A 25766-nucleotide genomic window follows, 5' to 3' on the forward strand; every position below is an offset into this window, starting at 1 on the left:
ATATGAAAACATGGTTTAAATCAGGCGCTCCCTGGATTTGGTTATCAGCTGGTGGTGTTAGTATCAGTTTGATTTCTGTCCTTGGTTTATTATGGTTAATTGCCTCACGTGGCCTGTCGTATTTTTGGCCGGCAGATATCTATCAGTTTGAATTAACGGATGAGCAAGGTAAATCATCGACGGTGATCGGTGAAATTTACGACAGAGAAAGTATTCCGGCGCAGCAATTAGCGCATTTAGATCTCAAGTTAGACGATGAGCAAGATGTTGAACGCTTATTGATCAAAACCGGTAACCGGGAATTAGTCAGCCTTGATTTTCGCTGGTTATTGGTGCCGCAAATCACTCAACAGTCTACTCCGGAAGATTTAGTGCTGGTTGAGCGCAGAACTAACGGCAACTTCTATGGCTATATCGAGACATTAATTCTTGATGGTCAGCAGGTATCATTAGATAAAATGCCTGAACTGCTGGAACGTGTGATTGCGTTTCAAGAGCAAATTGACGAATTGCAAGCTGTTGATATCGGAGCAATTAACTATCAAATTGAGCGTTTGCGTTTAAAGGAGCGTAAATATCGTTTAGAGGGAAGTTTAACTGATGAGCAAGCTCAGCAAATTGCCGATGAAGTGGCTCAATTAAAAGCAGAATATCAGACACTTGAGCAGCAGCTAATGGTGTTACGTCAAAAAGTGTCGCGCGATCAGTTAAAAATGCGTGCTATGGATGGACAAATTATCACTATTAATTTCGAGCATATTTTAAAAGTATCCTTTAATAATAAGCTGTATTGGCTGGAAAAAGTTGGCGTATTCTTTAGTCAGATAGCCACCTTTGTTAGCGAAGATCCTCGAGAAGCAAATACTGAAGGAGGGGTATTCCCGGCCATTTTTGGTACTGTGTTAATGGTATTGCTGATGACAGTGATCGTTTCTCCTATGGGAGTGATTGCGGCAATTTATTTACATGAGTATGCCGGAAACAATGCCTTAACTCGCTTATTACGCATCGCCGTGATTAACTTAGCTGGTGTGCCATCGATTGTTTATGGTGTTTTTGGTTTAGGTTTCTTTGTCTATATGGTCGGCGGCAGTTTAGATCAGCTGTTCTACCCTGAAAATTTACCTAGTCCAACGTTTGGCACACCTGGTGTGATGTGGTCAGCTATTACGCTCGCAATTTTGACCTTACCTGTAGTCATTGTTTCTACAGAAGAAGGTTTGTCGAGAATACCAGCCGCGATGCGTCATGGTAGTTTGGCATTAGGCGCAACAAAAGCGGAAACCTTGTGGCGCATTATTTTACCTATTGCCAGCCCGGCAATTATGACGGGGATTATTTTAGCGATTGCTCGCGCAGCCGGTGAAGTGGCACCGTTAATGTTGGTTGGAGTGGTGAAAATGGCGCCTAACTTGCCATTAGATGGAAACTTCCCGTTCCTGCATTTGGAGCGCAAATTTATGCACCTTGGTTTCCATATTTATGATGTTGGCTTCCAAAGCCCTAATGTTGAAGCGGCGCGACCATTAGTTTATGCCACTGCGTTATTGTTAGTGACAATTATAGTCGCGTTAAATATGACGGCAGTATCAATACGTAACCGCTTGCGTGAAAAATATCGGATGTTAGAACATTAATCATTTAATGTTGTAGCCAGAAGCTTAGCTTCACACTGAAAAGATTACTGAAAGTAAAAGAAAAAATTAAAGAGAACATTATGATTTCTGTTAGCCCTAAAACGAGTTCGGCGTTACAAACGAAAATTGATTTGAATAATCTTTCACCCGAGCAAAAGGCGTTAGAGATAAACAAACTCAATTTATATTATGGTGAGAAACAAGCGCTGCAAAACATCACCATGGCGATCCCTAAAGGGCAAGTGACCGCATTTATCGGACCAAGTGGTTGCGGTAAGTCGACCTTGTTACGTTGTATCAACCGTATGAATGACTTAGTGGATTCTTGCCGTATTGACGGAGAAATTAATCTTCACGGTGAAAATATCTATAATAAGCATGTCGATGTTGCGGCATTGCGTCGTAAAGTTGGCATGGTGTTTCAGCGACCTAATCCGTTTCCAAAAAGCATATACGAAAATGTGATTTACGGCTTACGTATCACCGGGGAAAGCAATCGCCGTGTTTTAGATGAAGCAGTTGAAAAATCATTGCGTAGTGCTGCATTATGGAATGAAGTAAAAGACAGATTACACGATAGTGCTTTAGGGTTATCTGGTGGTCAGCAACAGCGTTTAGTGATTGCCCGCGCGATTGCGATTGAGCCAGAAGTATTATTGCTTGATGAACCAACCTCGGCGTTAGATCCTATTTCAACGTTAACGATTGAAGAGTTGATCAACGACTTGAAAAAGCAATTTACTGTCGTAATCGTGACTCATAATATGCAACAGGCAGCACGGGTGTCAGATCAAACCGCCTTTATGTATATGGGCGACTTGATTGAATACAGTGATACTAATACCTTGTTCACTACGCCGATGAAAAAGAAAACCGAAGACTATATAACTGGCCGATACGGTTAATCATTGAATCATTAGGAGCAAATAATGGATAATTTAAATATTGGCCGTCATATTTCGGGACAATTTAACGAAGATTTGGAGCGTGTAATAAATCACGTGATGCAAATGGGTGGCTTAGTTGAAAAACAATTGAGTGATGCGTTAACGGCGGTGGCGGATTCAGACGAAAACTTAGCCAATAAAGTACTCACCAGTGATGACGCTATTAATGATTTTGAAGTCAGTATTGATGATGAATGTACCCGCATTATTGCAAAACGCCAGCCAGCGGCCGGTGACTTACGTTTAATTATGGCGATTGTTAAAACCATCGCAGATTTAGAGCGTATCGGTGACGAAGCGCAAAAAATTTCACAAGTAGCATTAGAAAGCTTGACCAGTGCCCATAAGGATTTGTTACGTAATCTAGAAAATCTAGGGCGCCGGGTATTAGAGTGTTTACAAACAACTTTAGATGCTTTCACTCGCATGGATGTAGAAACTGCGATTAAAACCCATAAAAGTGATGAAAAAATTGATCGTGAATATGAAGCATTAATGCGTCAGTTAATGACTTATATGATGGAAGAACCACGCTCTATTCCACAAATTATGAGTGTTATTTGGTCGGCTCGGGCGTTAGAGCGTATTGGCGATCGTTGTCAGAATATTTGTGAATATATTATTTACTTTGTTAATGGCAAGGTGGTACGTCATTCATCACCAGAGTAACACGTTCATATAAACGTCTATAATGTGAGACTATGCTCAAATTTTTTCAGCATAGTCTTTTTTATTGATATGCGGTTGTTTCCTAATTGTGTCAAATAAGTTAATATCCGCGCGAATTAAAACAAAGAGCAATAAAGCTCCTGGAAAATAATTATGGCCAGCAATTCAATTCTCGGTGTCTTTGCAAAATCACCACTTAAACCATTAGAAAAACATATTCGAATGGTATCTAAATGTTCTAAACAACTGGTTCCTTTTTTTGACGCGGTTGCACAGTGTGACTGGTCAACGGCAGGTAAAATCCGAACCAAAATTTCTAAATACGAGCGACAAGCCGACGACTTGAAACGTCAATTACGTTTAGAGTTGCCAGGTGGCTTATTTATGCCAGTTGATCGTGCGGATTTGTTAGAGTTGTTAACTCAGCAAGATAAAATTGCAAATAAAGCGAAAGATATTGCTGGACGGATCTTTGGACGCAAACTAGAAATTCCTGAAACCTTGCATGAAGAGTTCAAGCAATATGTTGCCCGTTGTATTGATGCGATTGAAAAAGCGGCTGAAGCGATTAATGAGTTAGATGACTTATTAGAAACCGGCTTCAGAGGCAGAGAAGTAGAGTATGTCGAGAAGATGATCGAACAGCTTGACCGTATCGAAGATGATACCGATACATTGCAAGTGTCATTACGTAAAAACTTATTAGCAATTGAAGACGACCTTAAACCAGTCGATGTTATGTTTTTATATCAAATTATTGAGTGGGTAGGAGACCTAGCAGATTTAGCCGAAAGAGTCGGTGCTCGATTAGAAATTTTACTGGCTAGAAAATAAGGGTTAGTCATGGATATTTTACTTCAACATGGCTCAACGTTAGTCATGATCGCAGCCGTGGTCGGCTTTTTTATGGCTTGGGGCATCGGTGCCAATGATGTTGCCAATGCGATGGGAACATCGGTTGGTTCTAAAGCGTTAACGATAAAACAGGCAATCTTCATTGCCATGGTATTTGAATTTGCCGGTGCCTACCTTGCTGGTGGAGAGGTGACTTCAACTATACGTAAAGGCATTATTGATCCCGCACTCTTTGTTGATATTCCTGAACTGTTAGTCTTTGGTATGATCTCAGCGCTACTTGCTGCGGCAACCTGGTTGCTAGTGGCTTCGGTATTAGGCTGGCCGGTATCAACTACCCATTCAATTGTTGGTGCTATTATTGGTTTTGCTGCTATTGGTATTAGCCCAGATACTGTTGCGTGGAGCAAAGTCGGTGGTATTGTCGGTAGCTGGATCATTACGCCATTGATTTCTGGTGTGATTGCTTTTGTTATTTTTAACAGTGCCCAGAAACTTATTTTTGATACCGACAAGCCATTAGTTCAGGCGAAAAAATATGTGCCATTTTACATGTTTTTAGCTGGCTTTATTTTATCGTTAGTAACGATTAAAAAAGGGTTAAAACATATTGGTTTAGACAATGTTAACTTAGGTTTTTATAACTTTGAGTTACAGGGTGCTGGTGGTTATTACTTAGCGGTACTGGTTGCTATTTTGGTCGCGCTGTTAGGCAAATACTTTATTAGTAAGCTTAAGTTTGATGAGAGCGCTGATAAAACCATGCATTATGCTAATGTTGAAAAGGTTTTCGCGGTACTTATGGTAGTAACGGCATGTTGTATGGCATTTGCTCATGGATCTAACGATGTTGCTAACGCTATCGGTCCATTAGCGGCTGTAGTGAGTATCGTCGAGCATGGTGGTGAAATTGCTAAGAAAGCTGCATTAGTGTGGTGGATATTGCCTCTTGGTGGTTTAGGTATTGTTGCCGGTCTTGCATTATTTGGTCATCGCGTTATCGCGACTATTGGTAAAGGCATTACCCATTTAACACCCAGTAGAGGTTTTGCGGCTGAATTAGCGGCTGCTTGTACTGTGGTTATTGCATCAGGTGCTGGCTTACCCATTTCAACCACACAAACGCTTGTTGGTGCCGTATTAGGTGTTGGTATGGCCCGTGGTATAGCGGCGATTAATTTAGGCGTAGTGAGAAATATCGTGGTTTCTTGGGTTATTACCTTGCCTGTAGGCGCTGGCTTATCTATTGTCTTTTTCTGGATCATGCAAGCCATGTTCAGCTAACATTAAATGCAGTATTAGGGCATGCCCTAGTATTTAAAATTAAAAAACCGCTTAAATCCATTAAGCGGTTTTTTATTGTCTGAGTTTTTTAGATTTAATCAGTTCTTCGCGTCACTTCAACCAAATGGTAGCCAAATTGTGTTTTTATCGGTCCTTGTAGTTGATTGAGTTCGGCAGAAAATACCACCTCATCAAATTCCTTCACCATTTGTCCTTGGCTAAATGAACCTAATGCCCCTCCCTGCATTTTCGAAGGACAGCTAGAATATTGCTTCGCTAAATGGGTAAAATCTTCACCGGAGTTAATCCGATCTTTTAACTCGATACATAGTTCTTCGGTATCGACTAAAATGTGTCTGGCAGATGCAGTGAGCATGGCTTCCTTTATGATTATTCTGTTGCTCAGAACACCAACCTTAGCGCATTTTTTTCAGTAAGAAAAGACTGCAATCAGCAATTATGGCAACAAAATTTTAATTTGTATATTTGTACTATCTTTATGTTTTACTTGATGTTATTCCAATAAATGCTTGTTATGCTTAGCAAGGAAAAGTCTTAGATTTAGCGGCGATAATTATTTTTAAATTTATTTTAAAAATTTTCAAACTATTTGGCGACTACTCACTACTTTATTAATAACAATAATGTTAATTAACGAAATATAGGAAAATGCGTGTTTGAGCGAAGCGACGAAACGCTAGTTAAACAAGCGCTTAATGGTAAAAAGTCTGCTTGGATAACCTTGGTAAAACGTTATGAAAAACAGTTATACAATTATGCATTACGCATGGTCAGTCATAGGGAAGATGCTATGGACCTTATGCAGGATGTCTTTGTTGCTGTATTTCGCAATTTGTCATCATTTCGTGGTGACGCGCCATTTAAAGGTTGGTTATTTAAAATTGCTCATTATCGCTGTATCGAGTTTTATCGGCGCAAAAAGCCGATGCAATCGCTACACGATACCCCGGAGCAAGAAGATCTTGATGACAACGATAGTCCCGAATTAACAATGGTGAGCGGCCAGCAGGCAACTGAAGTCCAAAACGCGTTAAAACTATTGCCGGTGAATCAGAAAATGGTGGTGGAAATGAAGTTTTTTCAGCACGCAACCTTTGAAGAAATTGCCTATCAGTTAGGAATTTCAACTAATACTGCGAAATCGCGCTTATATAGTGCATTAGATAAGTTAAAAAATCATTTGGAGTTGGATTATGTCTAACAGTAAAGATACCGACTTAGAGCGTAAGTTTTCCCAATGGCTGGAACATAGAACCAGTGAAGGGAATCAAACATCGGACGAACATCATTTTGCTGATGATAACTTATGGCAAGAGCGTCAGGCAGTGGCGAATCACCTTGCTCATCATGCCGATACCACTGAGCAGAAGGGCGTTCCTGCCTGGGATCGCGGAGCAACGTTTGTTAACGAAAAACCTGCTTGGTGGCAGTGGCAAGGATTGTCGGCATTTTCTTTCGCTTTTTCTTGTTTGGCGATAGCCATGGTGTTGCTGAAAGTGGAGTTAGTGGTCAAACCGGAAGGTATTATGTTGAGCTTTGCTGGTAACCATCAACAGCAACAACTACAGCAAGAACAACAACTGGCCGCAATGTTAGACCAACGGCTACAGGCCTTTGCCAGTGAGCAGCAAGTGGTCTTGGCAAATTATGCTGCGGATATCAAAGTGAAACAGCAGCAAAGTAATTTAGAGCTTGCCAGTTACATCATGGGAGCCTCAAGACAGGAACGTAAAGAAGATATTGCTGATTTTATTAAATACATTAACGAGCAATGGTCAGATGATCAGTATAAGCAAAACATTAAGTTTAGGCGGCTCGAACAAGCGATTAAGTATCGTAACACTAAGTTAGATAACGGTTTAGGTTTGCAGTCACAACCTGCAGATTGGACAACAGAGGAGTAAATGAGATGAAAAATATTGCGCCAATAGTATCAGGAATGTTGTTAGCTTTTGCAGGTACTGCGTTTGCCAATGATTTTGACGATATGCATAAGCAGTTGAGTATTATGAGTAAAATCATTAAATCATCGGTTGGTCAGGAGCAGGGGCATAATCGATCGCGAATTACTGGGGTGGAGAGTGTTTACCTAAAAGGGCAGGGAGTGGTGTTCACTATCAATTCGAGTTCACATAATAGTCGTTGGGGAAGTTATAACTTTAATTTTGCCATGGCAGATATTCCTGAAATTCCACCGGTACCTGATATGCCTGAAGTAGCATTTGAATTTGAAGATATCGATGCTGGACAAATCAACGAACATGTATCGAAAGCAATGGAACAAGCTGCAGAAGGCTATGAACGTGCAATAGAGTCGTTAAATGATGAACGAGATTCCTATCGTGATTTACGAGATGAGCAACGGGATCTGTCTTATCAAATAAGGGATTTGAAACGTGAAAAACGCGATATCGAGTATCAATTGCAACGAGCTGATGAAGAGTCGAAGAAAGAGCTATCATCGGAAGTGGAAAAATTAAAAACCAAACAAGCTAAAATTGAACAGCAGCGCGCTGTATTAGCTAAGCAAATGGCTGAGTATCAAAAACAACAACAGGCTAAACAACAACAACAGGAAAAAGAGCGGAGCCAGTATTATCAAACACTAACCGCGTCATTAACGGAGTCTTTTTGTTTGTATGGTAATGGCTTAAAAGCGGTGCCGAAAAATGAACACGTTAGTTTGATTGTTAAGGCATCAGGCGAGAAAGAACGTAATCGCTATAAAGACACTATTTATGTCTTTAGTAAAAAGGATATTAGTGATTGTGCCAGCGATAAAATTGATGCCAAACGCTTATTAGCGAAAGGCCAGGGCTATCAGTTTTAAGGCGAACCGCGTTTAGTATAAATAGCGTCTTAATAGAATGAGTTGTTCACTTGAATTGTCAGATTTGCTGTGTTTTTATTGCAAGTCTGGCAATTGTCTATTTGGTATTGGTAGCAGCTAAAAACACCATAGTTTGCTATTAGCTTTTATTCAGAGAAATTCATTTGGCTTATTAATGTCAGCACATGTGTCTCAGTCAAAGTTCCTTCATTCTCAAATGTTACCCGGTGGATACGTGATTTCATTGGCAGTAAAAATGCTGCTTATGCTTATGTTAAAGCACAGAAGATGAACTTGGTGATTGCTCTGGAGCTAAAAGAAGAAATATGGGGTAAGTACATTTTATACTGCAAGACCCTGCAGGTATTAGAATTGATGTAGTTCAACATATAGAAGCTTCAGGTAATTAGTCAAAACGAAATCTAACAAAGCCATCAAGCCTAGCACCTAAGCTAGGCGTTTTTTGTCTGGCTTGGCCAGCCTTCACGAAAAATGCTCCACTTCAATGGCGGCTTATAGCTTGCCTATCCGCTATCACCTCGTTTTATAACTGTTTAACCATAAAGTATTTACAGCCTGTTTTAGGGTAGCCTTTTTGTATCCACTGCACTTGATAGCCATGTTTTTCATAAAACGGTTTTGCCTGGAAATTAAGCGTGTCTAATAAACATTTTTTACAGCCTCTGTTTTTCCCTGCTTGTTCGACTTCTTTGAGTATCTGGCTGCCGACATCCTGGCCACGGAGTGCTTCTGACACCCAAAGTGTGTCTAATAATAGCCAGTCACCGAATGAACGTGCCGCGGCTCCGGCGATGACTTCGTCATTATCATTTTTAATTTGAATGGCTAACGGTAATCGCTCGTTAACTTCCCAGCGCTCCCAGTTATAATCCGCAATTTTTTTATTGAGATAATCGATGAGTTCTTGTTCTGGATTGTCTAGTACTTCAATTTTCATTGCTGCTCCATAATTGATTATTGTGTTAACGCTGTGATTGGCTGGGTAATAGTGCTTGCTTCATTGATATTGTGGAAGCTATTTTGTTTGATAAAGTGACTTATTGCCTTTAAAACATGCTCTGTATGGGTTTTATGAGGCATATGACCACAGCTTTTGAGCAACACCATTGAGGCCGCAGCGCCAGTATTGTTGACAATAAACTTTGGAAAAGCAATAGAGCCGTATTCATCATTTTCACCATGTATGGCGAGTACCGGGCAATGAACATCGGGAAGCCTAGTTAATCGCCATTGTCGAAATTCAGCGGCAAGCCAAATGTCAGTCCATGCGGTTAATACCCACTGCGCTTTATTACCGTGCCATTTAATTAGCTGGTTTAATTGTTCTTGCTTGTGAAAAATACTTTTCGCTTCTTCAATTCCCTGAATAGTGAGCTGTTCAACATAGGCCTGAGCAGCCATAGTAATAACGGCTTGGCATGATTTATCGGTAGCGGCAATATTTAACGCCATTGCCCCTCCGACACTATGACCAAGCAAAGTGTAGTGATTTAATTTTAGCGCTGACTTTAACTGGGGGAAGTATTGTTCTGCTTCTTGTTCGATAAAATTAAAAGCGGGCAAGGTAGTTCTCGCCTCCGATTTGCCAAACCCTAATCGGTCGTAGGCAATAACCGGCCGCGCTAATTCTATAGCCAGTTGCTCAGGAAATGAACGCCATAAATCAACGGAACCGAGTGAATCATGCATAAGGATCACTGGCGCTTTAGCCTGACTATTGGCTGGCTTCCATTGCTTGATAAATAATTTGCCAAAAGAGGTAGTGAGAAAAAATTCTTTAATATTCATCGTTAATGTTAGTTTGTTATTGAAAATTAATATTAGTTTGAATTGACTTAACGTAATATAGCGATATCGGTCAATTTTACAGTCTGATTGGGCCATTTTGGGGTGGGTTTGAAAAAAGTCGCAATCGTTGCATATCAAGGTTGTTGGGCTATGAGCCTATTTTTGGCGAAAGATTTTTTCCGAATCGTCGCTTTACTGGAAGCTCGTAATCAACAATCACATAGCTTTGAAGTTGAAATTCTAACGTGTGGTGGTGAGCAAGTCATGAGTGCATCTCACTCGCTAATTACTCCCGATGGGGCGCTGAGTGAAAAGTGTTTTGATTGGGTTATTATTCCCCCGGTAGAAGGCATAAGGTTAATGAATATGCCGCCGGAAAGTGCCGAAATTGTTACATGGCTTAAACCGTATATTGCATCTAATACTAGCATTCTGACGCTAAGCACTGGTGCGTACTTTTTAGCCGCATCTGGCATGTTAAACTCAGTGACTTTTGCCACTCATTGGGCCTTTGTTAGTACATTGGCAGCAATTTTTCCTGATAGTCATTTTACTGCTCATCAATCCTATTTGAAAAGTAAAAACGTATATACTACAGGCTCGTTTGAAGCGGGGATTGATGTGTTACTTAAGCTGGTTGCAGAAGTTAAGGGAGATCGTTTTTCTCAGTTATGTGCTACTCATTTGTTGCTTTTTGAGCCGCAAAAACTGACCCCATTTTTAGCTGAATATCGGGCTCATAACGATAAGCGAATCAGCTTAATTCAAGATTGGATAGACAGTAATTTTCAAAATCATGTTTTGATTACTGAATTAGCAAAGATGTTCGGCTTTTCTGAACGCAATATTAAACGTCGCTTTCAAAAATCAACTAGCGTCTCAATTATTCGATATTTACAAGATGTTCGGATTGATAAGGCAAAGAAATTACTATTATCAACTGAAAAGAGCATTAAAGACGTGTCGATTGAAGTTGGCTATGAAAATGATAGTTTCTTTTCTAGATTATTTAAGCGCAGTACCGGGGTTACGCCAGCTGTTTGGCGTAAAGGGAGTTAACACAATAACTATTGGATATAGCTGACATTATCACGGTTAGCGAGTGTTTTTTGGCGGTTGCTTTTGCTTGCTACGTTATAAATTGGTCGATCATCAAAATAAGCTAGAAATAACTGTAACTTGTCGTTAAATATTGCAGACAGCTCATAAAGCTCATTTTTCTTTTTTGCATTACATTGGTTATAGGTTATTTCTTCTTGCGATGGTTTTGTCACTAAAAGCGGATTGTAACCTTGGTAACGAATTGCGCTTGTTCTAAATAATAAAGATGAAGTATTTTTCTGCTTTTTATCAGTAGTTTGCTGCATTTCATGGCTGATATGAGCTTTGGATGCTGCATAGACAAAACTACATGCAAATAGCGCAGCGCAGCAAGAGCTGGTGAGTAAATAAGCTTTAGCTGAATGTTTCATTATTCCACTCCTTTTCACTGCGACATAATATTAACAAATGTAACTAAATAAGTTACATGCTAACGATAAATCTAAAACACGACTAATGCCAACCATATGGGATAAGTGGTGCTATTTATAAGATTAACGACTTATTTCGTATTAATCTTTGCTTTACCTGAATGTTTATTCAAAATTTTAGGCGAAAATGAATAAATGCAAGTTATTGAGTAGAACAGCTAAGGTGGAAAATACTTTCAATTACCTCGACCTTAGCTTGATATTAATTCGCTTTAGCTCGCAAGCGATATTGATGTAATAACGGCTCGGTGTAGCCGCTCGGTTGTTGTTCGCCTTTAAATATTAAGTCACAAGCTGCTTGAAAGGCGATGCTATGCTCAAAATCGTCACTCATGGCTCTGTAATCAGCATCGCCACTGTTCTGCTGATCGACAACTTTTGCCATTTTCTTCATGCTGGCAATGACTTGTTCTTTGCTACAAATATTATGTTTAAGCCAGTTAGCCATGTGTTGGCTGGAAATGCGCAGTGTTGCTCTGTCTTCCATTAATCCGATATGGTTGATATCTGGTACTTTTGAACATCCAATACCTTGTTCGACCCAGCGCACCACATAGCCTAAAATTCCTTGAGCATTATTATCAAGCTCAGCGTTAATTTCTTCTTCACTCCAATGGTGATCTTGCGCTAAAGGTATAGTGAGTAATGCGTCCTGAGCTGCCGTTTGGCCTTGAGTAAGTTGGTTTTGGCGGGCAAAAACGTCGATCTCATGGTAATGTAAAGCGTGCAGGGTTGCCGCGGTTGGTGACGGCACCCAGGCGGTATTAGCACCAGAGCGGGGGTGAGCTATCTTAGTGCTTAGCATATTGGCCATATGATCGGGAATTGGCCACATGCCTTTACCTATTTGCGCTTTACCACTAAAGCCACAAGCGAGCCCAATAATGACATTGTTATCCTCATAGGCGCTGATCCATGGCGTCAGTTTAATATCAGCTTTACGTGCCATGGGGCCTGCAGCCATAGAGGTATGAATTTCGTCTCCAGTACGGTCTAAAAAGCCGGTATTGATAAACACCACTCGCTCTTTTGCCTGATAGATGCAGTTTTTTAAATTAACACTGGTACGGCGCTCTTCATCCATAATACCCATTTTAATGGTATTCTTCGGTAACTCGAGCGCAAGTTCAACTTGCTCAAATAATTGGTTAGCAAAAGCAACTTCTTCAGGGCCATGCATTTTCGGTTTTACTATGTAAATAGAACCGGTTTTACTATTGGTTAAGCTATTTTGCTGATAAACATCGTAAAGTGCGATTAAGGACGTCACCATAGCGTCGAGGATACCTTCAGGTACCTCCTGATTGTCAGCTGTAAGTATGGCATTGTTGGTCATCAGGTGCCCAACGTTGCGGACAAACATCAGGCTGCGACCTGATAACACGAGTGGTTGATTATCTGGCGTTAAATAATGGCGATCCTGATTCATCGTGCGGGTAAAAGTGTGTCCGCCTTTGGTTACGGTTTCACTTAATGTTCCTTTATTAAGTCCAAGCCAGTTTTTATAAGCTACCACCTTGTCTTCGGCATCAACAGCGGCGACAGAGTCTTCACAATCCATAATGGTCGTGAGCGCAGACTCCATTAATATATCGCAAATGCCCGCCTGATCTTGTTGGCCAATTTGGCTATTGGCATTTATGTTAAGTTCAAAGTGTAAGCCGTTATGCTTAAATAATAATTGCTGTGGATGATGTTGTTCACCGTTGTAGCCGATAAACTGTTCTGGCAGTTGCAATGTACTTTGCTGTTGTTCACTTAATTTAACAATAAGTCGTTGTTCTTCAATAAGGTATTGTGCTGCTTGACGATGACTGCCGTGAGTTAAGGGTAAATATTGGTCTAAAAAATCACGAGCAAAGTTGATTACTTTTGCGCCTCGCACTGGATTATAAGTACCTGATTTTTCTGCTCCATCCGTTTCATCAATCACATCTGTACCATATAAGGCATCATATAAACTGCCCCAGCGAGCGTTAACTGCATTGAGAGCAAATCGCGCATTCATTATCGGTACTACTAGTTGTGGACCGGCCATTTGTGCAAGTTCGGCATCCACATTTTCTGTGCTGATAGTAAAGTCGCTAACCGGCTCTGTTAAATAGCCAATATCGGTTAAAAACTGTTTATAGTCTGCAAAATGAAAGTTATTACCTTGATGCTCACTATGCCATTGATCTATTTGCTGCTGTAATGATGCTCTGGTGGCTAACAGTTGCTGATTGAGTGGCATGAATGTTTTAATAATAGTGGAAAACTTATGCCAAAAGTTATCAGAGCTAATGGGTAAATCAGGTAATACTTGCTGTTCAATAAACTGATACAGACAGTCGGCAACTTTGAGGTTAGCAATATTGACTCTCGACGACATAGTAGCTCCTTAGCTGAAAATGAGATAGAAAACTTTCTATTGAGGTTTTAACTCTAATAACAGGGAATTTATGGGGAAATGCCAGTGCTGACAATAGCAGCCTGAGCGAGATGATGTATTTTTCAGGCGTTTTAACAGTTTTATCTAAAACTGTGTACCTTTTAACCTTTTGTAATAAAAGTATTATTTGATAATTTTTGATACTGAATATGCCTTGTATTGTTATTAATGATAATTGGTATTCATGAGGGTTATGAAAAATATTTCATCATTAGTTTTTGTAATAACAGTTAAAGCATTATTGATAAATAGTGAATCAGGCCTGGTGCTATCACTGCGGTAATTGTCGCCGATAAAATCAGCGCTAATGAGCTATAGGCTGCATGTTGATAGCTAAGCTGACTAACAGTGGCTGTACCTAGTGCATGACTGGCTGCGCCTATTGCCAAGCCTTGGGCATTGGCAGAAGATACGCCAATAAAATTGAGCCATTTTATCCCCCATATTGCCCCAAATAATCCGGCCAAAATAATGGCGAAAGCAGTGATAGCACTATTGCCATTGAGTTGTTCTGTTAATGCAAGCCCAATGGCTGTAGTGATTGATTTTAATGATAGTGATACCGCAATAGCGGACATTTCTATTAGCATTACGGTAATTAAGTAACTGACGCTAATAGCTACAGTAGTAGCTAGTGTAAGTAAGAGTGTGATCTGCTTCCATTGTTTGCGAATGCTGGCTAGTTGTTGATAAAGTGGATAACCAAGGATAACGACCGCGGGCTCGAGTAAATAGCTTAATAGTTGGGTAGATTCTTGATATACCTGATAATTCACTTTTGCTAATAATAAACAGCCAATGAGAGCTAATACCGTTAATAACATCGGGTTTAACCACAATATTCGGGTCTTTGCCTGTAGCCAGGAAAACATTTGGTAGACGGCAATAGTAAACATTGAGTAGCCAATGGAAGAGAGAATTAATGCCATATTAGTGTTTTGCTCGAGCATTATTTTCGAATTGCTGAAAGCAGATGCCGACTAGCGTTAATAGTAGATACGTGGTGAAAAAAATGATTGCAACTAATAAAATGCCGTGTTGTTTGAGCAGCGAGTAATGGTTAATAATGCCAACCCCGGCAGGGATAAAGCAGACACCCATGTGTTGTATGCCCCAGCGGATACTTTGCTGTACTTTATCTGCCCGGCAAAGGCGAAAATGTAACAGCAAGGTAAAAATGATCATGCCATACAGGCTCGCAGGTAATCCGTTAATTAGTGCGTAAATACCATGGCCCGCTATAAGGCTTATCGCTACAAAAAACACACTGTAAAAGACATTTATCATAAGTAAGTGCTAACTATTTTCGTGATCTTTCGCTGTTTCTATCACTAACTGCCTAAACCAGATATGGCTGGCGTCATGATGGAGCAGTGGACTCCATATCATTTTTAACTCAATGTCCGGGATCTCAAATGGTGGCTTTAAAATAGTATAGTTAGGATCGTCTTTATGTAGCATTGCCGCTTTAGTAGGAAGAGTTGCCACTAAACCATCTTCATAAGCCAACTGCATTGCGACATGATAGTTACGAGTAAATACTTTGATATTGCGTTTCTTTCCTAAACGGGCCAATGCTTCATCAACCCAGCCAAGCTTTTGCACGTCTTTCGGGTCCATACCGACACCAACGCCAAAGCCGGTTTTTGAAACCCAAACATGCTTAGATGCCAGATAGCTGTTGAGATTGAACTTAGTCACTACCTCATTATCGGCACTTAACAAACAGGAAAAGCCATCACGCCAGATAGTTTTTTGATGAAAAGATTGCGGGAGTTCATCAAAGCGGTTGATCGCCATATCAATTTTACCGGCTTCAACATCGTGAAAATTGACGTCACTTGGCGTCATGATATCTATGGTGACATTAGGGGCAACACGATTGACCTTTTTTAATAATCCCGGTAGCAAGGTCGATGCAGCATAATCACTGGCCATTATCCGAAATACCCGATGGCTGTGCTGTTCGTTAAACTCTTCTTCTCCTTGCAGCGCTTCTTCCAGTTCTAACAGAATTTTTCTGATCACCGGCGATAATGCGCGAGCACGTTCTGTTGGCACCATACCGTCTGATGTTCTTACTAGAATAGGATCATTAAATAATGTTCGTAGCCGTTTAAGGCCGTTACTCATTGCTGGTTGGGTAATATTTAACTGGCTAGCGGCCCGGGTAACGTTTTTCTCTCTTAATAACACGTCTAGATAAATCAGCAGATTAAGATCGATTTTAGAGATATTCATACCGTAAATACTTTTTATAAGAATGATAAATAAACTATATGTCATGATTTAGCTAACAGATCAAGGGGATTTTAGTCGTACATAGGCAATTTTCTAGCAGGTAGAACAAATGGGGTTGTTATTAACTAATTGAATTTTAATGTTTATTTTGTTCGTCTTTAACTTCTATTTACAATGTGAATGGTGATGATAATAAATATATATTTCATTAATGGTTGGTGAGTGGTTTAGTCTTTTTGTTGTTCGCTATGACAACTTAGCAAGTTACTTACATCATATTGTTTAAGCACAGCAGTGCCGGGAGAAGAAGAAATGACTAACTATCGCCAAGAAATTGAAAATTTAACCACACAACTGGGGTCACAAAAAACATGGCAAGCGATTAATCCTGAATCTGTTGCTCGTATGCGCATGCAAAACGGGTTTAAAACCGGGCTGGATATTGCTAAATATACGGCTGCCATTATGCGCAAAGACATGGAAGCTTATGATCAAGACCCGAGCAAATACACACAGTCACTAGGTTGCTGGCATGGATTTATCGGTCAACAAAAAATGATTTCAATTAAAAAGCATTTTGAAAATACTGATCGTCGTTATTTGTATCTTTCTGGTTGGATGGTAGCGGCACTACGCTCTGAATTTGGTCCTTTACCGGATCAGTCAATGCATGAAAAAACATCTGTTGCTGGTTTGATTAAGGAACTATATACCTTTTTACGTCAGGCGGATGCTCGTGAACTTGGCGGGTTATTTCGAGAGTTAGATGCAGCGCGAACAGCTGGTGATCAACTCAAGGAAGTAGAAATACAAGCGAAAATAGATGGTTATGTCACTCATGTTGTGCCAATCATCGCCGATATTGATGCCGGCTTTGGTAATGCCGAAGCGACTTATTTAATGGCTAAACAAATGATTGAAGCGGGGGCTTGCTGCATTCAAATTGAAAACCAGGTGTCAGATGAAAAACAATGCGGTCATCAGGATGGTAAAGTAACAGTGCCTCATGAAGATTTTCTAGCAAAAATCAATGCTGTGCGTTATGCCTTTATGGAACTTGGCGTTGACGATGGTGTGATAGTGGCCCGCACTGATTCTTTGGGAGCCGGGCTAACTAAGCAGATCGCCGTTACTAAAGAGCCTGGAGACTTAGGCGATCAATACAATAGCTTCTTAGATTGTGATGAAGTGAGTGAAGCAGAGTTAACTAATGGTGATGTTATTATTAAGCAAAATGGCAAACTAGTTCGACCTAAGCGTTTACCTAGCAATCTTTATCAATTTAAAAAAGGCACAGGTGAAGCACGCTGTGTACTAGATTGTATTACTTCATTGCAAAATGGTGCTGACTTAATCTGGATTGAAACGGAGAAACCGCATATTGGTCAGATTGGTGGCATGGTGAGAGAGATCCGTAAAGTAGTGCCAAATGCCAAGTTAGTTTATAACAATTCGCCGTCTTTTAACTGGACACTAAATTTCCGTCAGCAAGTATTCGATGATATGGCGGAAGCCGGACAAGATGTTACCCAATACGATAAAGAGCGTTTAATGAGTGCTGACTATGATAATACCGAGTTAGCAAAAGTCGCCGATGAACGTATTCGTACCTTCCAGTTAGATGCTGCAAAAGAGGCGGGTATATTCCATCACTTGATCACCTTGCCAACTTATCATACAGCAGCGTTGTCAACAGATAACCTAGCGAAGGAATATTTTGGTGAACAGGGGATGTTAGGTTATGTCTTAAACGTTCAGCGTCAAGAAATCCGTCAAGGGATCGCCTGTGTAAAACATCAAAATATGGCTGGTTCAGATATGGGAGATGATCATAAAGAATACTTTGCCGGTGAAGCCGCTTTAAAAGCTGCGGGTAAAGACAATACGATGAATCAGTTTGCGAATATCGCCTGATAGCATACTTGCATAGCAAAAACTAAAAAGCGCTGTTGAATTAAATAAAGGCAGCGCTTTTTTGATCGTGGAAAGATATTGCTATTTTTTATCAACTCAGTAGAATACTGTTATTATATACAGTTTTAGTGGCGTTGTATTGAGTGATTTATCATCACTTTAATTGCGCCAGCGCCTAATTTAAGATAAAACGAGCAATATTACATTTGGTTAATTTAAGGGAAAGCAATGGCAGTTGAAAGTCGATTTGTTGTCATAAGACAAGGTGTGGAGGTAGAAACATTTATGGATAAGAAAGCCGCAGACGAATATGACAAGATGTTAGATATGGCGGACAATCTTGCTGATATGTTTGAAACTGCACCGGTAGAGTTATCTGAAGCTGTTCGTGAAGAACTAAGTATTTATCTGGCCAAGCACCGTGAAGAAGTATTGATTGCCTTGCAGGCGAAAAAGCCTAAACCTGTTAAAAAGCCTGCCGCAAAAAAAATACCGGAAAAAGTCAGTGATAATAAAACAGATGACGCCGCATAGTGAGTTAATTGCTCAGTTGAACAATAACAGACAAACATTGATTAAATGTCGTGCTTGATTATCAGCTAATCAGAAGTGCCCGGCGTAAAAGCATTGCTCTACAAATAACCTCAGGCCAGCTGGTGGTCAGAGCTCCCCTTGGTGTGGCTGAAAGTTACATTGAACAGCTGATATCACGTAAAAGACCATGGATTTTAGCTAAGCTGCAATTGGCCCAGCAAAATCATTTAGCTGATATTGAGAGTATTAATCAACTCAAGCATGGCGGATTGCTGTGGTCAAAAGGAGTGAAGAAACAGCTAAATATCACTTTTTCTCAACAAAGCATAATCACTGAAGATAGTCATACCATCACTGTAACACTCAAAAAACGCTATCAAGCAGTAAGTGAACAGGCACAACAACGCCAATTAAAAAAACAGCTGGAACTTTGGTTCAAGCAACAGCTTGAGCAAATAATCGAGCAAAGATTCGTAAGATTAACTCAACAAATACAATTAACCCCGAGTGCGGTTAAAATCAGACGTTATAAAGCGCGCTGGGGCAGTTGTGATAACCGCGGTTTAGTCAGTTTTAACTATTTGTTGGCGATGGTGCCAGATTGGGTTATCGATTATGTGATTATTCATGAACTTTGTCATTTAAAACACCTTAACCATAGCGCTGATTTTTGGCGTTTAGTTGAACGCTATTCTCCTAACTACCAAGATGCTAAGCATTGGCTTAAACAACATCAAGCTTATCTTATCTGGCCGTGCAAGATTTAAAAAATAGACCATAATAATTAAGACGTTATTGCAGATTTCTATTGCTATAAGCATATTTTTTTTGCGAATTGACGTCTAATATTTTTATGCTTGTTGCGTATAACCTAAGCGTTTTACGCGTATTTTAAGGATATTGGCATAAAATTTGTTTGTTTAAAGTACTGATTATAAAAAATAATAATAGTGTCAGTTATTTGACTGCAAACTAATAGTGAGGAGTTATCATGAAAATGCGTCGTTACAACTGGAAAATAGCAACGGTTTATATCGTATCTGCTACTGCTTCATTGGTTGTTTTACAGTATTTAATTAATTTGTAACTGTGCCAATAGTTAAATAACCTCTGTTTCGCATATTTAATGCGTTTCTAGCAGTTATTTTCACTCATTTTCGTGTTTTTTGCATGAAATAGCGGGCTATTCCTACATCAAACCGTCTTGAATTGCGATAAAAAATAAAAGATAAGCAAGGTTATTGTTTATTTATTGTCTTATATTTTAAGTGATTGTTACGTGGTTTAAGGTCAGGTTATCAGAGCAACTTTGCTGGCTGTTGTCTGCAAAGGGCTAGTCGTTTAAAAAAAAATCAATATCAGGTTAATTAATCATTAACACTTAGGCTATTTTAAGGTAAATTAATAGGACAAAAATAATAATATAGGAATAGCCATTTCATGAGCTCGTCAGTATTAATCTGTGATGACTCGAATTTAGCGCGTAAACAAGTATTGCGCAGTTTACCTGAATCACTATCGTCTAATGCTCAGCTGGCCACTAATGGGGCTGAAGCACTTGAATTACTTAATAAGCAAAAATTTGATGCTCTGTTTTTGGATCTGACAATGCCTGAGCTTGATGGTGTTGGTGTATTAGAAGGGATCAAACAAGCTGGTATAAAGGTTAATGTTTTTGTTATCTCTGCTGATATCCAACCAGAAATGCAAAACAAAGTATTGCAGTTGGGGGCGAAAGCTTTTTTACGTAAGCCGGTTCAAATAGATGTCTTAAATAATCATTTGCAAGAATATGGCTTAGTATGACCCATTTGACTCTAACCGAAGAACAGCAAGATTGCTTACAAGAAATTATTAATGTTGCCATGGGTCAGGCAAGCGATCAACTTGCCCGTTATTTGGATACCTTCGTCTACTTAAAGGTTCCTAGTATTGAACAAGTGAGCTCGCAGCATTTAACTGATGCTTTACATCAGGAAGAGCAAGCCGTTGCTGTTGTTAGTCAGGGTTTTTTCGGTTATGAAGGGATTCGCGGCGAAGCCCTATTGATGTATAAACCGAAAGATTCAGATCGTTTGGCGGATTTATTAGGTTATGAGCCAGACGAACTCTCGGTTGAAGAACAGATCATTGACTTAAGCTCAATTTTGACGACAACGTTTTTAAATGTCTTTGCTAGTCAGATTGATAATCAAATGTCGTATAGTGCCCCGAGGTTGTTGTCATCAACAACATCGGCTATTTCTGAGCATGTTGATCATCAATCATTTAGCTGGGACGTCGCACTAAAAGTAAAGATCAGCTATCAAGTGACGGACTATTCCTTTAACTGCGACATGATTTTATTGATCCCTGAATCCGCAATTGTCCATATAGTTGCAGTGATTGACCGGATATTGGAAGCATACTAATGTCGGTAAGTGTTTGTAATCTCATTGCTGAACAACTCAATACCGGAATTTTAGTCGTAGATGTCGATTTCACTATTACCGAATGGAATCGCTATTTACAAATTCATGCCAATAAAAGCGCTGAGCAGGTACTTGGACGAGTAATTTTTGATGTTTTTCCTGAACTCCCTCGTAAGTGGTTTGAACGCAAGTTGTCAAGCGTAGTGCAATTACGTACAACCAGCTTTTGTTCTTGGGAACAGCGTCATCATTTATTTGAGCTGCCCCATACTAGACCGATTACTACAGATAGCCACTTTATGGCGCAAAACTGTACTTTCTTGCCGATTGAGAATGACGGAGAAATTACACATATCTGCATTTTGATAGAAGATGCTACCGATGTCTGTCATTACCAGTCCAAGCTTAATAAAGCGCTCGAAGATTTAGCTAAGGCCAACAAAATAGATGGCCTAACACAAATTTTCAATCGTAAGCACTGGGAAGAATGTTTAGCGAAAGAGTTCGCCCGTGCACGACGTTATCAACACGGTTTAGCCTTGATCATGTTTGATCTGGACCATTTTAAGCTACTCAATGATACCTATGGTCATCAGTGTGGTGATATGGTGTTAATTGAAACGGCTAAACTAATTCAGTCGTTATTGCGCATTTGTGATCAGTTTGGTCGCTATGGCGGAGAGGAATTTGCCGTGATTTTGCCGGAAACGGATCTGATTGGTGCTATTGATGTCGCAGAACGTATTCGTACCAGCCTGGAAAAATTAACGATAGAATACCAGGGTGAGCAGATTGATTTTTCTGCCAGTGTTGGTGTGGCTATGATGACAGCAGAAGATCAACGTTATGAAGACTTGATTTCAAATGCTGATATTGCATTATATCAAGCAAAAAGTTCAGGCCGAAATAAAGTATGTGTGACAAAAGATGTGGTTAATTGTTTAGCTATGTAAATATCTATACGATTTTTGCTTGTGTTTATTCATAAATCATCTAATCCTATTCATTTTAACTAGTTGACAGAAAATTACATTTAGGGCATTTTATATCTCATGAAAACTATTATTCGTCACACCAGCATTATTATTACTACCACCCTCACCGGGATGGTGGTCATTGGCTGACGTGTAAAAGAAAGTATTTTATCAAAGCCCGTGACCATTAAGGTTCCGGGCTTTTTTTGTTTGTAGAGGAAGTAAAAATGCGAGTGTTAAAATTTGGTGGATCGTCTCTGGCATCGGCTGAGCGCTTTGTTCAGGTCGCGAATATCATCAAAAATAAGAGTAGCCAGTCAGCAGTTTCCGTCGTTGTTTCTGCGCCTCAGGGAGTGACTAATCACCTTGTTGCTATGGCTGAAAATATTGCTGATGAAATAAAATTACACAATGATCTACAACATTTTCGCACCGCAATTGAAACCATTATTGATGATTTATCAGCAAGTGTCGCGGATTTTGACTCGCATCATGCTGAACAAGTATTAGCGAACTGGGAACACCAGCTTAGCCGTTATTTGCAAGGGGCGACTATGTTGTCTTATTGCCCTGATCATATTCGCGCCGTGATCATCAGTGTTGGTGAACGAATGAGTGTGGCCATTTTAGATTCAGTGTTAAAAGCAAATAATATTGATGTTTCGGTGATTGAACCGGAGAAATTTTTACGCACTAATGATGTCTCGTTAAATGCCTTGGCAGATCTGGTGTTATGTAAAGAAAAGTTCCTCGAGCAATACGAAAATTTAAATGCTGTGGCATTAATGCCTGGCTTTATTGGCGTTGATAGTGTCGGACAAGTTACTACATTGGGCCGTAATGGTTCAGATTATTCTGCCGCGGTATTAGCGGTATGCGCTCAGGCGGAATGTTGTGAAATATGGACTGATGTCGATGGCGTTTATAATGCAGATCCCCGTTTAATTAAAGATGCACGTTTACTCGAATACTTATCGTATCAGGAAGCGATGGAATTATCTTATTTTGGTGCCAGCGTGCTGCATCCGAAAACGATTGGTCCCATTGCCCAGTATCATATTCCTTGTTTGATCAAAAATACCGGTAACCCTGAAGCTAAAGGAACGCTGATCGCCAATGAAAATGATCAGCAAAAACAGGTCAAAGCCATTTCAAATCTTGATGACCTGACTATGGTCAATGTTTCAGGCCCTGGCATGAAAGGTATGGTTGGTATGGCAAGCCGGGTTTTTGCCACTATGAGTCGGGAAAATATTTCTATCGTTTTGATCAGTCAATCTTCCAGTGAGTACTGTATCAGTTTCTGTATCTATTCAGCGGACGCTAAGCTCGCTGAGCAAAGCTTAAAACAAGAGTTTGAGCTTGAGCTACTCAATGGTTTGCTTGAGCCTTTGGATCTTCAGCAAGATTTATCGATTGTCTCTCTGGTTGGTGACGGTATGCATCATCAGCAAGGGGTAGCTGCGAAGTTCTTCAGCTCGCTTGCTCAGGCTCGTGTTAATGTAGTGGCGATAGCGCAAGACTCTTCTGAGCGCAGCATTTCTGTAGTGATTGAAAAACGTAAATGTACTGATGCCTTGAAAGTTAGTCATCAAAACTTTTTCTCTCATAAGCCAACCATTGATGTGTTTCTTGTCGGCTGTGGTGTTGTTGGTAGTGAATTGATCGCGCAAATTGCCCGCCAGCAGCCTAAGCTGAGAGAGCAAAATATCTCACTCAAAGTTTATGGTATCGCCAATAGTAAAGGCATGGTGTTTGATAAAGAGGGCATTGATTTAGAAAACTGGCAGCAATTGTTAGGTAAAGAAGCGGTTGCTGTGACCGCAGATAATATCAAGGAGTTTGTCAGAGATAATCATTTAATCAATCCTGTGTTGGTAGACTCTACTTCAAATGAAGAACTTGCTATGAGCTATGTTGATTTTATCGAACAAGGCTTTCATGTCGTTACACCAAATAAAAAAGCCAATACTGATTCGTGGCAGTATTATCAGGCGATCAGACAAGCAACGCAGAAAACTAATCGTCGTTTCCTGTATGAAACGACGGTTGGTGCTGGTTTACCTGTGATTGATACCCTGCAAAGTTTAATTAAGGCTGGTGATGAATTATTGCAATTTGAAGGGATTCTATCCGGTTCACTTTCTTATATTTTTGGTATGCTGGAACAGGGCATGAGCTTATCTCAGGCAACAGCTATCGCTAAGGAAAATGGTTTTACTGAGCCTGATCCAAGAGATGACCTGAGCGGTATGGATGTCGCCCGTAAATTGCTCATTATGGCGCGGGAAGCGGGTATGGCACTGGAACTTGCAGATATCCAAGTTGATTCGGTGTTACCGTCAGATTTTGATAGTAGTGGTGACGTTGCCACTTTTATCAATAATCTAGCTTCCCTTGATGCACCATTTGCCGAGCGAATTGAACAGGCGAAAAGTGAAGGGAAAGTATTACGTTATATCGGCACTATTATTAATGGTAAATGCCAGGTATCGATCGATGCCGTCGGGCCTGAGCATCCGTTATATAGTATTAAAGACGGTGAAAACGCGCTGGCTATTCACAGTCGTTATTATCAGCCATTACCGTTTGTCTTGCGTGGTTATGGCGCAGGAGCTGCGGTCACTGCCGCCGGAGTTTTTGGCGATTTATTAAGAACATTAGCCTGGGAGCAACAGCATTAATGTCGAAGGTAAATAATAAAGTCTCAGTTTTTGCTCCGGCATCTATCGGAAATGTCAGTGTTGGTTTTGATGTCCTAGGCGTTGCAGTTAAACCAGTTGATGGCACCTTACTTGGTGATGTCGTTAGTGTTGAAGCCAGTGAGCGAGATGAATTGATAGTTATTGGTGAATTTGCCAATAAGTTACCGGGTGAGCCAAAAGATAATATTGTCTGGCATTGTTTGCAGTTATTTAATCAAGCGCTTATCGCTCGCGATTTACCTGTGCAAACCGTTACATTAACCTTAGAGAAGAAAATGCCGGTCGGCAGTGGCTTAGGTTCCAGTGCTTGTTCTGTCGTTGCGGCATTAGCGGCACTTAATGCATACTATCGGGATAACTATCAAGTTAGCTTTGAGCAAGAAGCCATGCTCCGTATGATGGGAGAAATGGAAGCAAAAATCAGTGGTAGTCTACACTATGATAATGTGGCTCCTTGTTATTATGGCGGTATGCAGTTAATGGTGCCGGATAGTGAGATAATCACTCGCCAATTACCACAATTTGGTGATTGCTTTTATGTCATGGCGTACCCGGGGATAGAAGTCTCAACAAAAGCAGCGCGCGAAGTGTTACCTGAACATTACTCAAGAGCGGAATTGATAAGCTTTGGGCAAAATTTAGCGACCTTTGTCGATGCCTGTCACCGTCATGATAAGCAGCAGGCATTCTCTGTGGTTCGTGATATTGTGGCCGAGCCTTATCGCCAACATTTATTACCGGGGTTTGAACAGGCCTGTCAGTACTTGAACGCTCAGGGCTGTTTAGCGGTAGGAATTTCTGGCTCGGGTCCGACACTTTTTTGTGTGACGGATAGTGAGCAACAGGCCAATGAATTTGCCAACTGGCTAAAAGAAAATTATTTACAAACATTAACATCGGGTGAGTGTGAAGGATTTGTTCATGTTTGCCGAGTCGATGAACAAGGCGCATGCCAATTAGCGCAATAATGCA

25 protein-coding genes are annotated in these 25766 nt (G+C 40.3%); 17 read left to right on the forward strand and 8 right to left on the reverse strand.

The window, feature by feature from the left end:
• The first annotated feature begins 2 nt into the window (after positions 1-2).
• The 5 genes from pstA to QQK06_RS13575 all read left to right on the forward strand — a co-directional run bounded on the left by pstA (position 3) and on the right by QQK06_RS13575 (position 5392).
• Positions 3-1637: a phosphate ABC transporter permease PstA gene (gene pstA / locus QQK06_RS13555; protein ID WP_284245263.1), complete on the forward strand. Its 1635-nt coding sequence runs from the start codon at positions 3-5 to the stop codon at positions 1635-1637.
• 80 nt (positions 1638-1717) lie between these two features.
• The gene (pstB, locus tag QQK06_RS13560) at positions 1718-2542 is read left to right on the forward strand and encodes a phosphate ABC transporter ATP-binding protein PstB (RefSeq protein WP_284245264.1); all 825 of its coding nucleotides are present in this window, start codon (positions 1718-1720) and stop codon (positions 2540-2542) included.
• 24 nt (positions 2543-2566) lie between these two features.
• Positions 2567-3253, forward strand: coding sequence for a phosphate signaling complex protein PhoU (gene phoU / locus QQK06_RS13565; RefSeq protein WP_284245265.1), 687 nt, complete (start codon positions 2567-2569; stop codon positions 3251-3253).
• 153 nt (positions 3254-3406) lie between these two features.
• Positions 3407-4087: a TIGR00153 family protein gene (locus tag QQK06_RS13570; RefSeq protein WP_284245266.1), complete on the forward strand. Its 681-nt coding sequence runs from the start codon at positions 3407-3409 to the stop codon at positions 4085-4087.
• A 9-nt stretch (positions 4088-4096) separates the two neighbouring features.
• Positions 4097-5392 carry an inorganic phosphate transporter gene (locus QQK06_RS13575; protein WP_284245267.1) on the forward strand — a complete coding sequence of 432 codons (1296 nt, stop codon included), beginning with the start codon at positions 4097-4099 and terminating at the stop codon, positions 5390-5392.
• A gap of 94 nt (positions 5393-5486) precedes the next feature.
• Here QQK06_RS13575 and QQK06_RS13580 read toward each other — a convergent pair whose 3' ends face one another.
• Positions 5487-5768, reverse strand: coding sequence for a peptidylprolyl isomerase (locus tag QQK06_RS13580; protein ID WP_284245268.1), 282 nt, complete (start codon positions 5766-5768; stop codon positions 5487-5489).
• Positions 5769-6065: 297 nt separating this feature from the next.
• On the opposite strand from QQK06_RS13580, the gene QQK06_RS13585 reads away from it, so the two are divergent.
• Genes QQK06_RS13585 through QQK06_RS13595 form a run of 3 tightly spaced genes read left to right on the forward strand, consistent with a single transcriptional unit; the run spans position 6066 to position 8243 of the window.
• The gene (locus tag QQK06_RS13585) at positions 6066-6614 is read left to right on the forward strand and encodes an RNA polymerase sigma factor (RefSeq protein ID WP_284245269.1); all 549 of its coding nucleotides are present in this window, start codon (positions 6066-6068) and stop codon (positions 6612-6614) included.
• Positions 6607-7317 (forward strand): hypothetical protein, encoded by a 711-nt coding sequence (locus QQK06_RS13590; RefSeq protein WP_284245270.1) that lies wholly within the window; start codon positions 6607-6609, stop codon positions 7315-7317. The genes QQK06_RS13585 and QQK06_RS13590 overlap by 8 nt, the downstream gene beginning before the upstream one ends.
• A gap of 5 nt (positions 7318-7322) precedes the next feature.
• Positions 7323-8243, forward strand: a complete 921-nt coding sequence (locus QQK06_RS13595) for a hypothetical protein (RefSeq protein ID WP_284245271.1) — start codon at positions 7323-7325, stop codon at positions 8241-8243.
• Between the two features lie 544 nt (positions 8244-8787).
• Here the strand turns inward: QQK06_RS13595 and QQK06_RS13600 are convergent.
• Positions 8788-9201 carry a GNAT family N-acetyltransferase gene (locus QQK06_RS13600; protein WP_284245272.1) on the reverse strand — a complete coding sequence of 138 codons (414 nt, stop codon included), beginning with the start codon at positions 9199-9201 and terminating at the stop codon, positions 8788-8790.
• Positions 9202-9218: 17 nt separating this feature from the next.
• Positions 9219-10052 (reverse strand): alpha/beta fold hydrolase, encoded by an 834-nt coding sequence (locus tag QQK06_RS13605; protein WP_284245273.1) that lies wholly within the window; start codon positions 10050-10052, stop codon positions 9219-9221.
• Between the two features lie 108 nt (positions 10053-10160).
• On the opposite strand from QQK06_RS13605, the gene QQK06_RS13610 reads away from it, so the two are divergent.
• Positions 10161-11111 (forward strand): GlxA family transcriptional regulator, encoded by a 951-nt coding sequence (locus QQK06_RS13610; RefSeq protein ID WP_284245274.1) that lies wholly within the window; start codon positions 10161-10163, stop codon positions 11109-11111.
• A gap of 8 nt (positions 11112-11119) precedes the next feature.
• On the opposite strand, the gene QQK06_RS13615 is transcribed toward QQK06_RS13610, so the two are convergent.
• From QQK06_RS13615 to QQK06_RS13635, 5 genes are all read right to left on the reverse strand, one after another.
• Positions 11120-11524: a hypothetical protein gene (locus QQK06_RS13615; protein ID WP_284245275.1), complete on the reverse strand. Its 405-nt coding sequence runs from the start codon at positions 11522-11524 to the stop codon at positions 11120-11122.
• 262 nt (positions 11525-11786) lie between these two features.
• Complete coding sequence (locus QQK06_RS13620; RefSeq protein ID WP_284245276.1) at positions 11787-13955, reverse strand: malate synthase G; 2169 nt, start codon at positions 13953-13955, stop codon at positions 11787-11789.
• 290 nt (positions 13956-14245) lie between these two features.
• Entirely contained in the window at positions 14246-14944 is a 699-nt protein-coding gene (locus tag QQK06_RS13625) for an LrgB family protein (RefSeq protein WP_284245277.1), read from the reverse strand.
• A gap of 1 nt (position 14945) precedes the next feature.
• Positions 14946-15302: a CidA/LrgA family protein gene (locus tag QQK06_RS13630; protein ID WP_284245278.1), complete on the reverse strand. Its 357-nt coding sequence runs from the start codon at positions 15300-15302 to the stop codon at positions 14946-14948.
• A 9-nt stretch (positions 15303-15311) separates the two neighbouring features.
• Positions 15312-16256 (reverse strand): LysR family transcriptional regulator, encoded by a 945-nt coding sequence (locus QQK06_RS13635; RefSeq protein WP_284245279.1) that lies wholly within the window; start codon positions 16254-16256, stop codon positions 15312-15314.
• A gap of 312 nt (positions 16257-16568) precedes the next feature.
• Here QQK06_RS13635 and QQK06_RS13640 point away from each other — a divergent pair, with 312 nt between their 5' ends.
• The 8 genes from QQK06_RS13640 (at position 16569) to thrB (ending at position 25762) form a co-directional block, all read left to right on the forward strand.
• Positions 16569-18170: an isocitrate lyase gene (locus QQK06_RS13640; protein WP_284245281.1), complete on the forward strand. Its 1602-nt coding sequence runs from the start codon at positions 16569-16571 to the stop codon at positions 18168-18170.
• Positions 18171-18398: 228 nt separating this feature from the next.
• Positions 18399-18704, forward strand: coding sequence for a YebG family protein (locus QQK06_RS13645; RefSeq protein ID WP_284245282.1), 306 nt, complete (start codon positions 18399-18401; stop codon positions 18702-18704).
• A gap of 50 nt (positions 18705-18754) precedes the next feature.
• Positions 18755-19471, forward strand: coding sequence for a M48 family metallopeptidase (locus QQK06_RS13650; protein ID WP_284245283.1), 717 nt, complete (start codon positions 18755-18757; stop codon positions 19469-19471).
• A 673-nt stretch (positions 19472-20144) separates the two neighbouring features.
• Positions 20145-20510, forward strand: coding sequence for a response regulator (locus QQK06_RS13655; protein WP_284245284.1), 366 nt, complete (start codon positions 20145-20147; stop codon positions 20508-20510).
• On the forward strand, positions 20507-21115 hold the full coding sequence (locus QQK06_RS13660; protein WP_284245285.1) for a chemotaxis protein: 609 nt from the start codon (positions 20507-20509) through the stop codon (positions 21113-21115). The genes QQK06_RS13655 and QQK06_RS13660 overlap by 4 nt, the downstream gene beginning before the upstream one ends.
• On the forward strand, positions 21115-22068 hold the full coding sequence (locus tag QQK06_RS13665) for a GGDEF domain-containing protein (RefSeq protein WP_284245286.1): 954 nt from the start codon (positions 21115-21117) through the stop codon (positions 22066-22068). The genes QQK06_RS13660 and QQK06_RS13665 overlap by 1 nt, the downstream gene beginning before the upstream one ends.
• 248 nt (positions 22069-22316) lie before the next feature.
• Positions 22317-24773, forward strand: a complete 2457-nt coding sequence (gene thrA, locus QQK06_RS13670) for a bifunctional aspartate kinase/homoserine dehydrogenase I (protein ID WP_284245288.1) — start codon at positions 22317-22319, stop codon at positions 24771-24773.
• Positions 24773-25762 carry a homoserine kinase gene (gene thrB, locus QQK06_RS13675; protein ID WP_284245289.1) on the forward strand — a complete coding sequence of 330 codons (990 nt, stop codon included), beginning with the start codon at positions 24773-24775 and terminating at the stop codon, positions 25760-25762. The genes thrA and thrB overlap by 1 nt, the downstream gene beginning before the upstream one ends.
• Positions 25763-25766: the final 4 nt, after the last annotated feature.

The sequence above is a fragment of the Thalassotalea insulae genome, from assembly GCF_030161395.1.
In the GTDB taxonomy this organism is placed as follows: domain Bacteria; phylum Pseudomonadota; class Gammaproteobacteria; order Enterobacterales; family Alteromonadaceae; genus Thalassotalea_E; species Thalassotalea_E insulae.

What these genes read in the sequence shown, in the direction of transcription:
- pstA (WP_284245263.1), top strand. Translation starts at nt 3, where the DNA reads ATGAAAACATGGTTTAAATCAGGCGCTCCCTGGATTTGGTTATCAGCT.
- pstB (WP_284245264.1), top strand. Translation starts at nt 1,718, where the DNA reads ATGATTTCTGTTAGCCCTAAAACGAGTTCGGCGTTACAAACGAAAATT.
- phoU (WP_284245265.1), top strand. Translation starts at nt 2,567, where the DNA reads ATGGATAATTTAAATATTGGCCGTCATATTTCGGGACAATTTAACGAA.
- QQK06_RS13570 (WP_284245266.1), top strand. Translation starts at nt 3,407, where the DNA reads ATGGCCAGCAATTCAATTCTCGGTGTCTTTGCAAAATCACCACTTAAA.
- QQK06_RS13575 (WP_284245267.1), top strand. Translation starts at nt 4,097, where the DNA reads ATGGATATTTTACTTCAACATGGCTCAACGTTAGTCATGATCGCAGCC.
- QQK06_RS13580 (WP_284245268.1), bottom strand. Translation starts at nt 5,768, where the DNA reads ATGCTCACTGCATCTGCCAGACACATTTTAGTCGATACCGAAGAACTA.
- QQK06_RS13590 (WP_284245270.1), top strand. Translation starts at nt 6,607, where the DNA reads ATGTCTAACAGTAAAGATACCGACTTAGAGCGTAAGTTTTCCCAATGG.
- QQK06_RS13595 (WP_284245271.1), top strand. Translation starts at nt 7,323, where the DNA reads ATGAAAAATATTGCGCCAATAGTATCAGGAATGTTGTTAGCTTTTGCA.
- QQK06_RS13600 (WP_284245272.1), bottom strand. Translation starts at nt 9,201, where the DNA reads ATGAAAATTGAAGTACTAGACAATCCAGAACAAGAACTCATCGATTAT.
- QQK06_RS13605 (WP_284245273.1), bottom strand. Translation starts at nt 10,052, where the DNA reads ATGAATATTAAAGAATTTTTTCTCACTACCTCTTTTGGCAAATTATTT.
- QQK06_RS13615 (WP_284245275.1), bottom strand. Translation starts at nt 11,524, where the DNA reads ATGAAACATTCAGCTAAAGCTTATTTACTCACCAGCTCTTGCTGCGCT.
- QQK06_RS13620 (WP_284245276.1), bottom strand. Translation starts at nt 13,955, where the DNA reads ATGTCGTCGAGAGTCAATATTGCTAACCTCAAAGTTGCCGACTGTCTG.
- QQK06_RS13625 (WP_284245277.1), bottom strand. Translation starts at nt 14,944, where the DNA reads ATGGCATTAATTCTCTCTTCCATTGGCTACTCAATGTTTACTATTGCC.
- QQK06_RS13630 (WP_284245278.1), bottom strand. Translation starts at nt 15,302, where the DNA reads ATGATAAATGTCTTTTACAGTGTGTTTTTTGTAGCGATAAGCCTTATA.
- QQK06_RS13635 (WP_284245279.1), bottom strand. Translation starts at nt 16,256, where the DNA reads ATGAATATCTCTAAAATCGATCTTAATCTGCTGATTTATCTAGACGTG.
- QQK06_RS13640 (WP_284245281.1), top strand. Translation starts at nt 16,569, where the DNA reads ATGACTAACTATCGCCAAGAAATTGAAAATTTAACCACACAACTGGGG.
- QQK06_RS13645 (WP_284245282.1), top strand. Translation starts at nt 18,399, where the DNA reads ATGGCAGTTGAAAGTCGATTTGTTGTCATAAGACAAGGTGTGGAGGTA.
- QQK06_RS13655 (WP_284245284.1), top strand. Translation starts at nt 20,145, where the DNA reads ATGAGCTCGTCAGTATTAATCTGTGATGACTCGAATTTAGCGCGTAAA.
- QQK06_RS13660 (WP_284245285.1), top strand. Translation starts at nt 20,507, where the DNA reads ATGACCCATTTGACTCTAACCGAAGAACAGCAAGATTGCTTACAAGAA.
- QQK06_RS13665 (WP_284245286.1), top strand. Translation starts at nt 21,115, where the DNA reads ATGTCGGTAAGTGTTTGTAATCTCATTGCTGAACAACTCAATACCGGA.
- thrA (WP_284245288.1), top strand. Translation starts at nt 22,317, where the DNA reads ATGCGAGTGTTAAAATTTGGTGGATCGTCTCTGGCATCGGCTGAGCGC.
- thrB (WP_284245289.1), top strand. Translation starts at nt 24,773, where the DNA reads ATGTCGAAGGTAAATAATAAAGTCTCAGTTTTTGCTCCGGCATCTATC.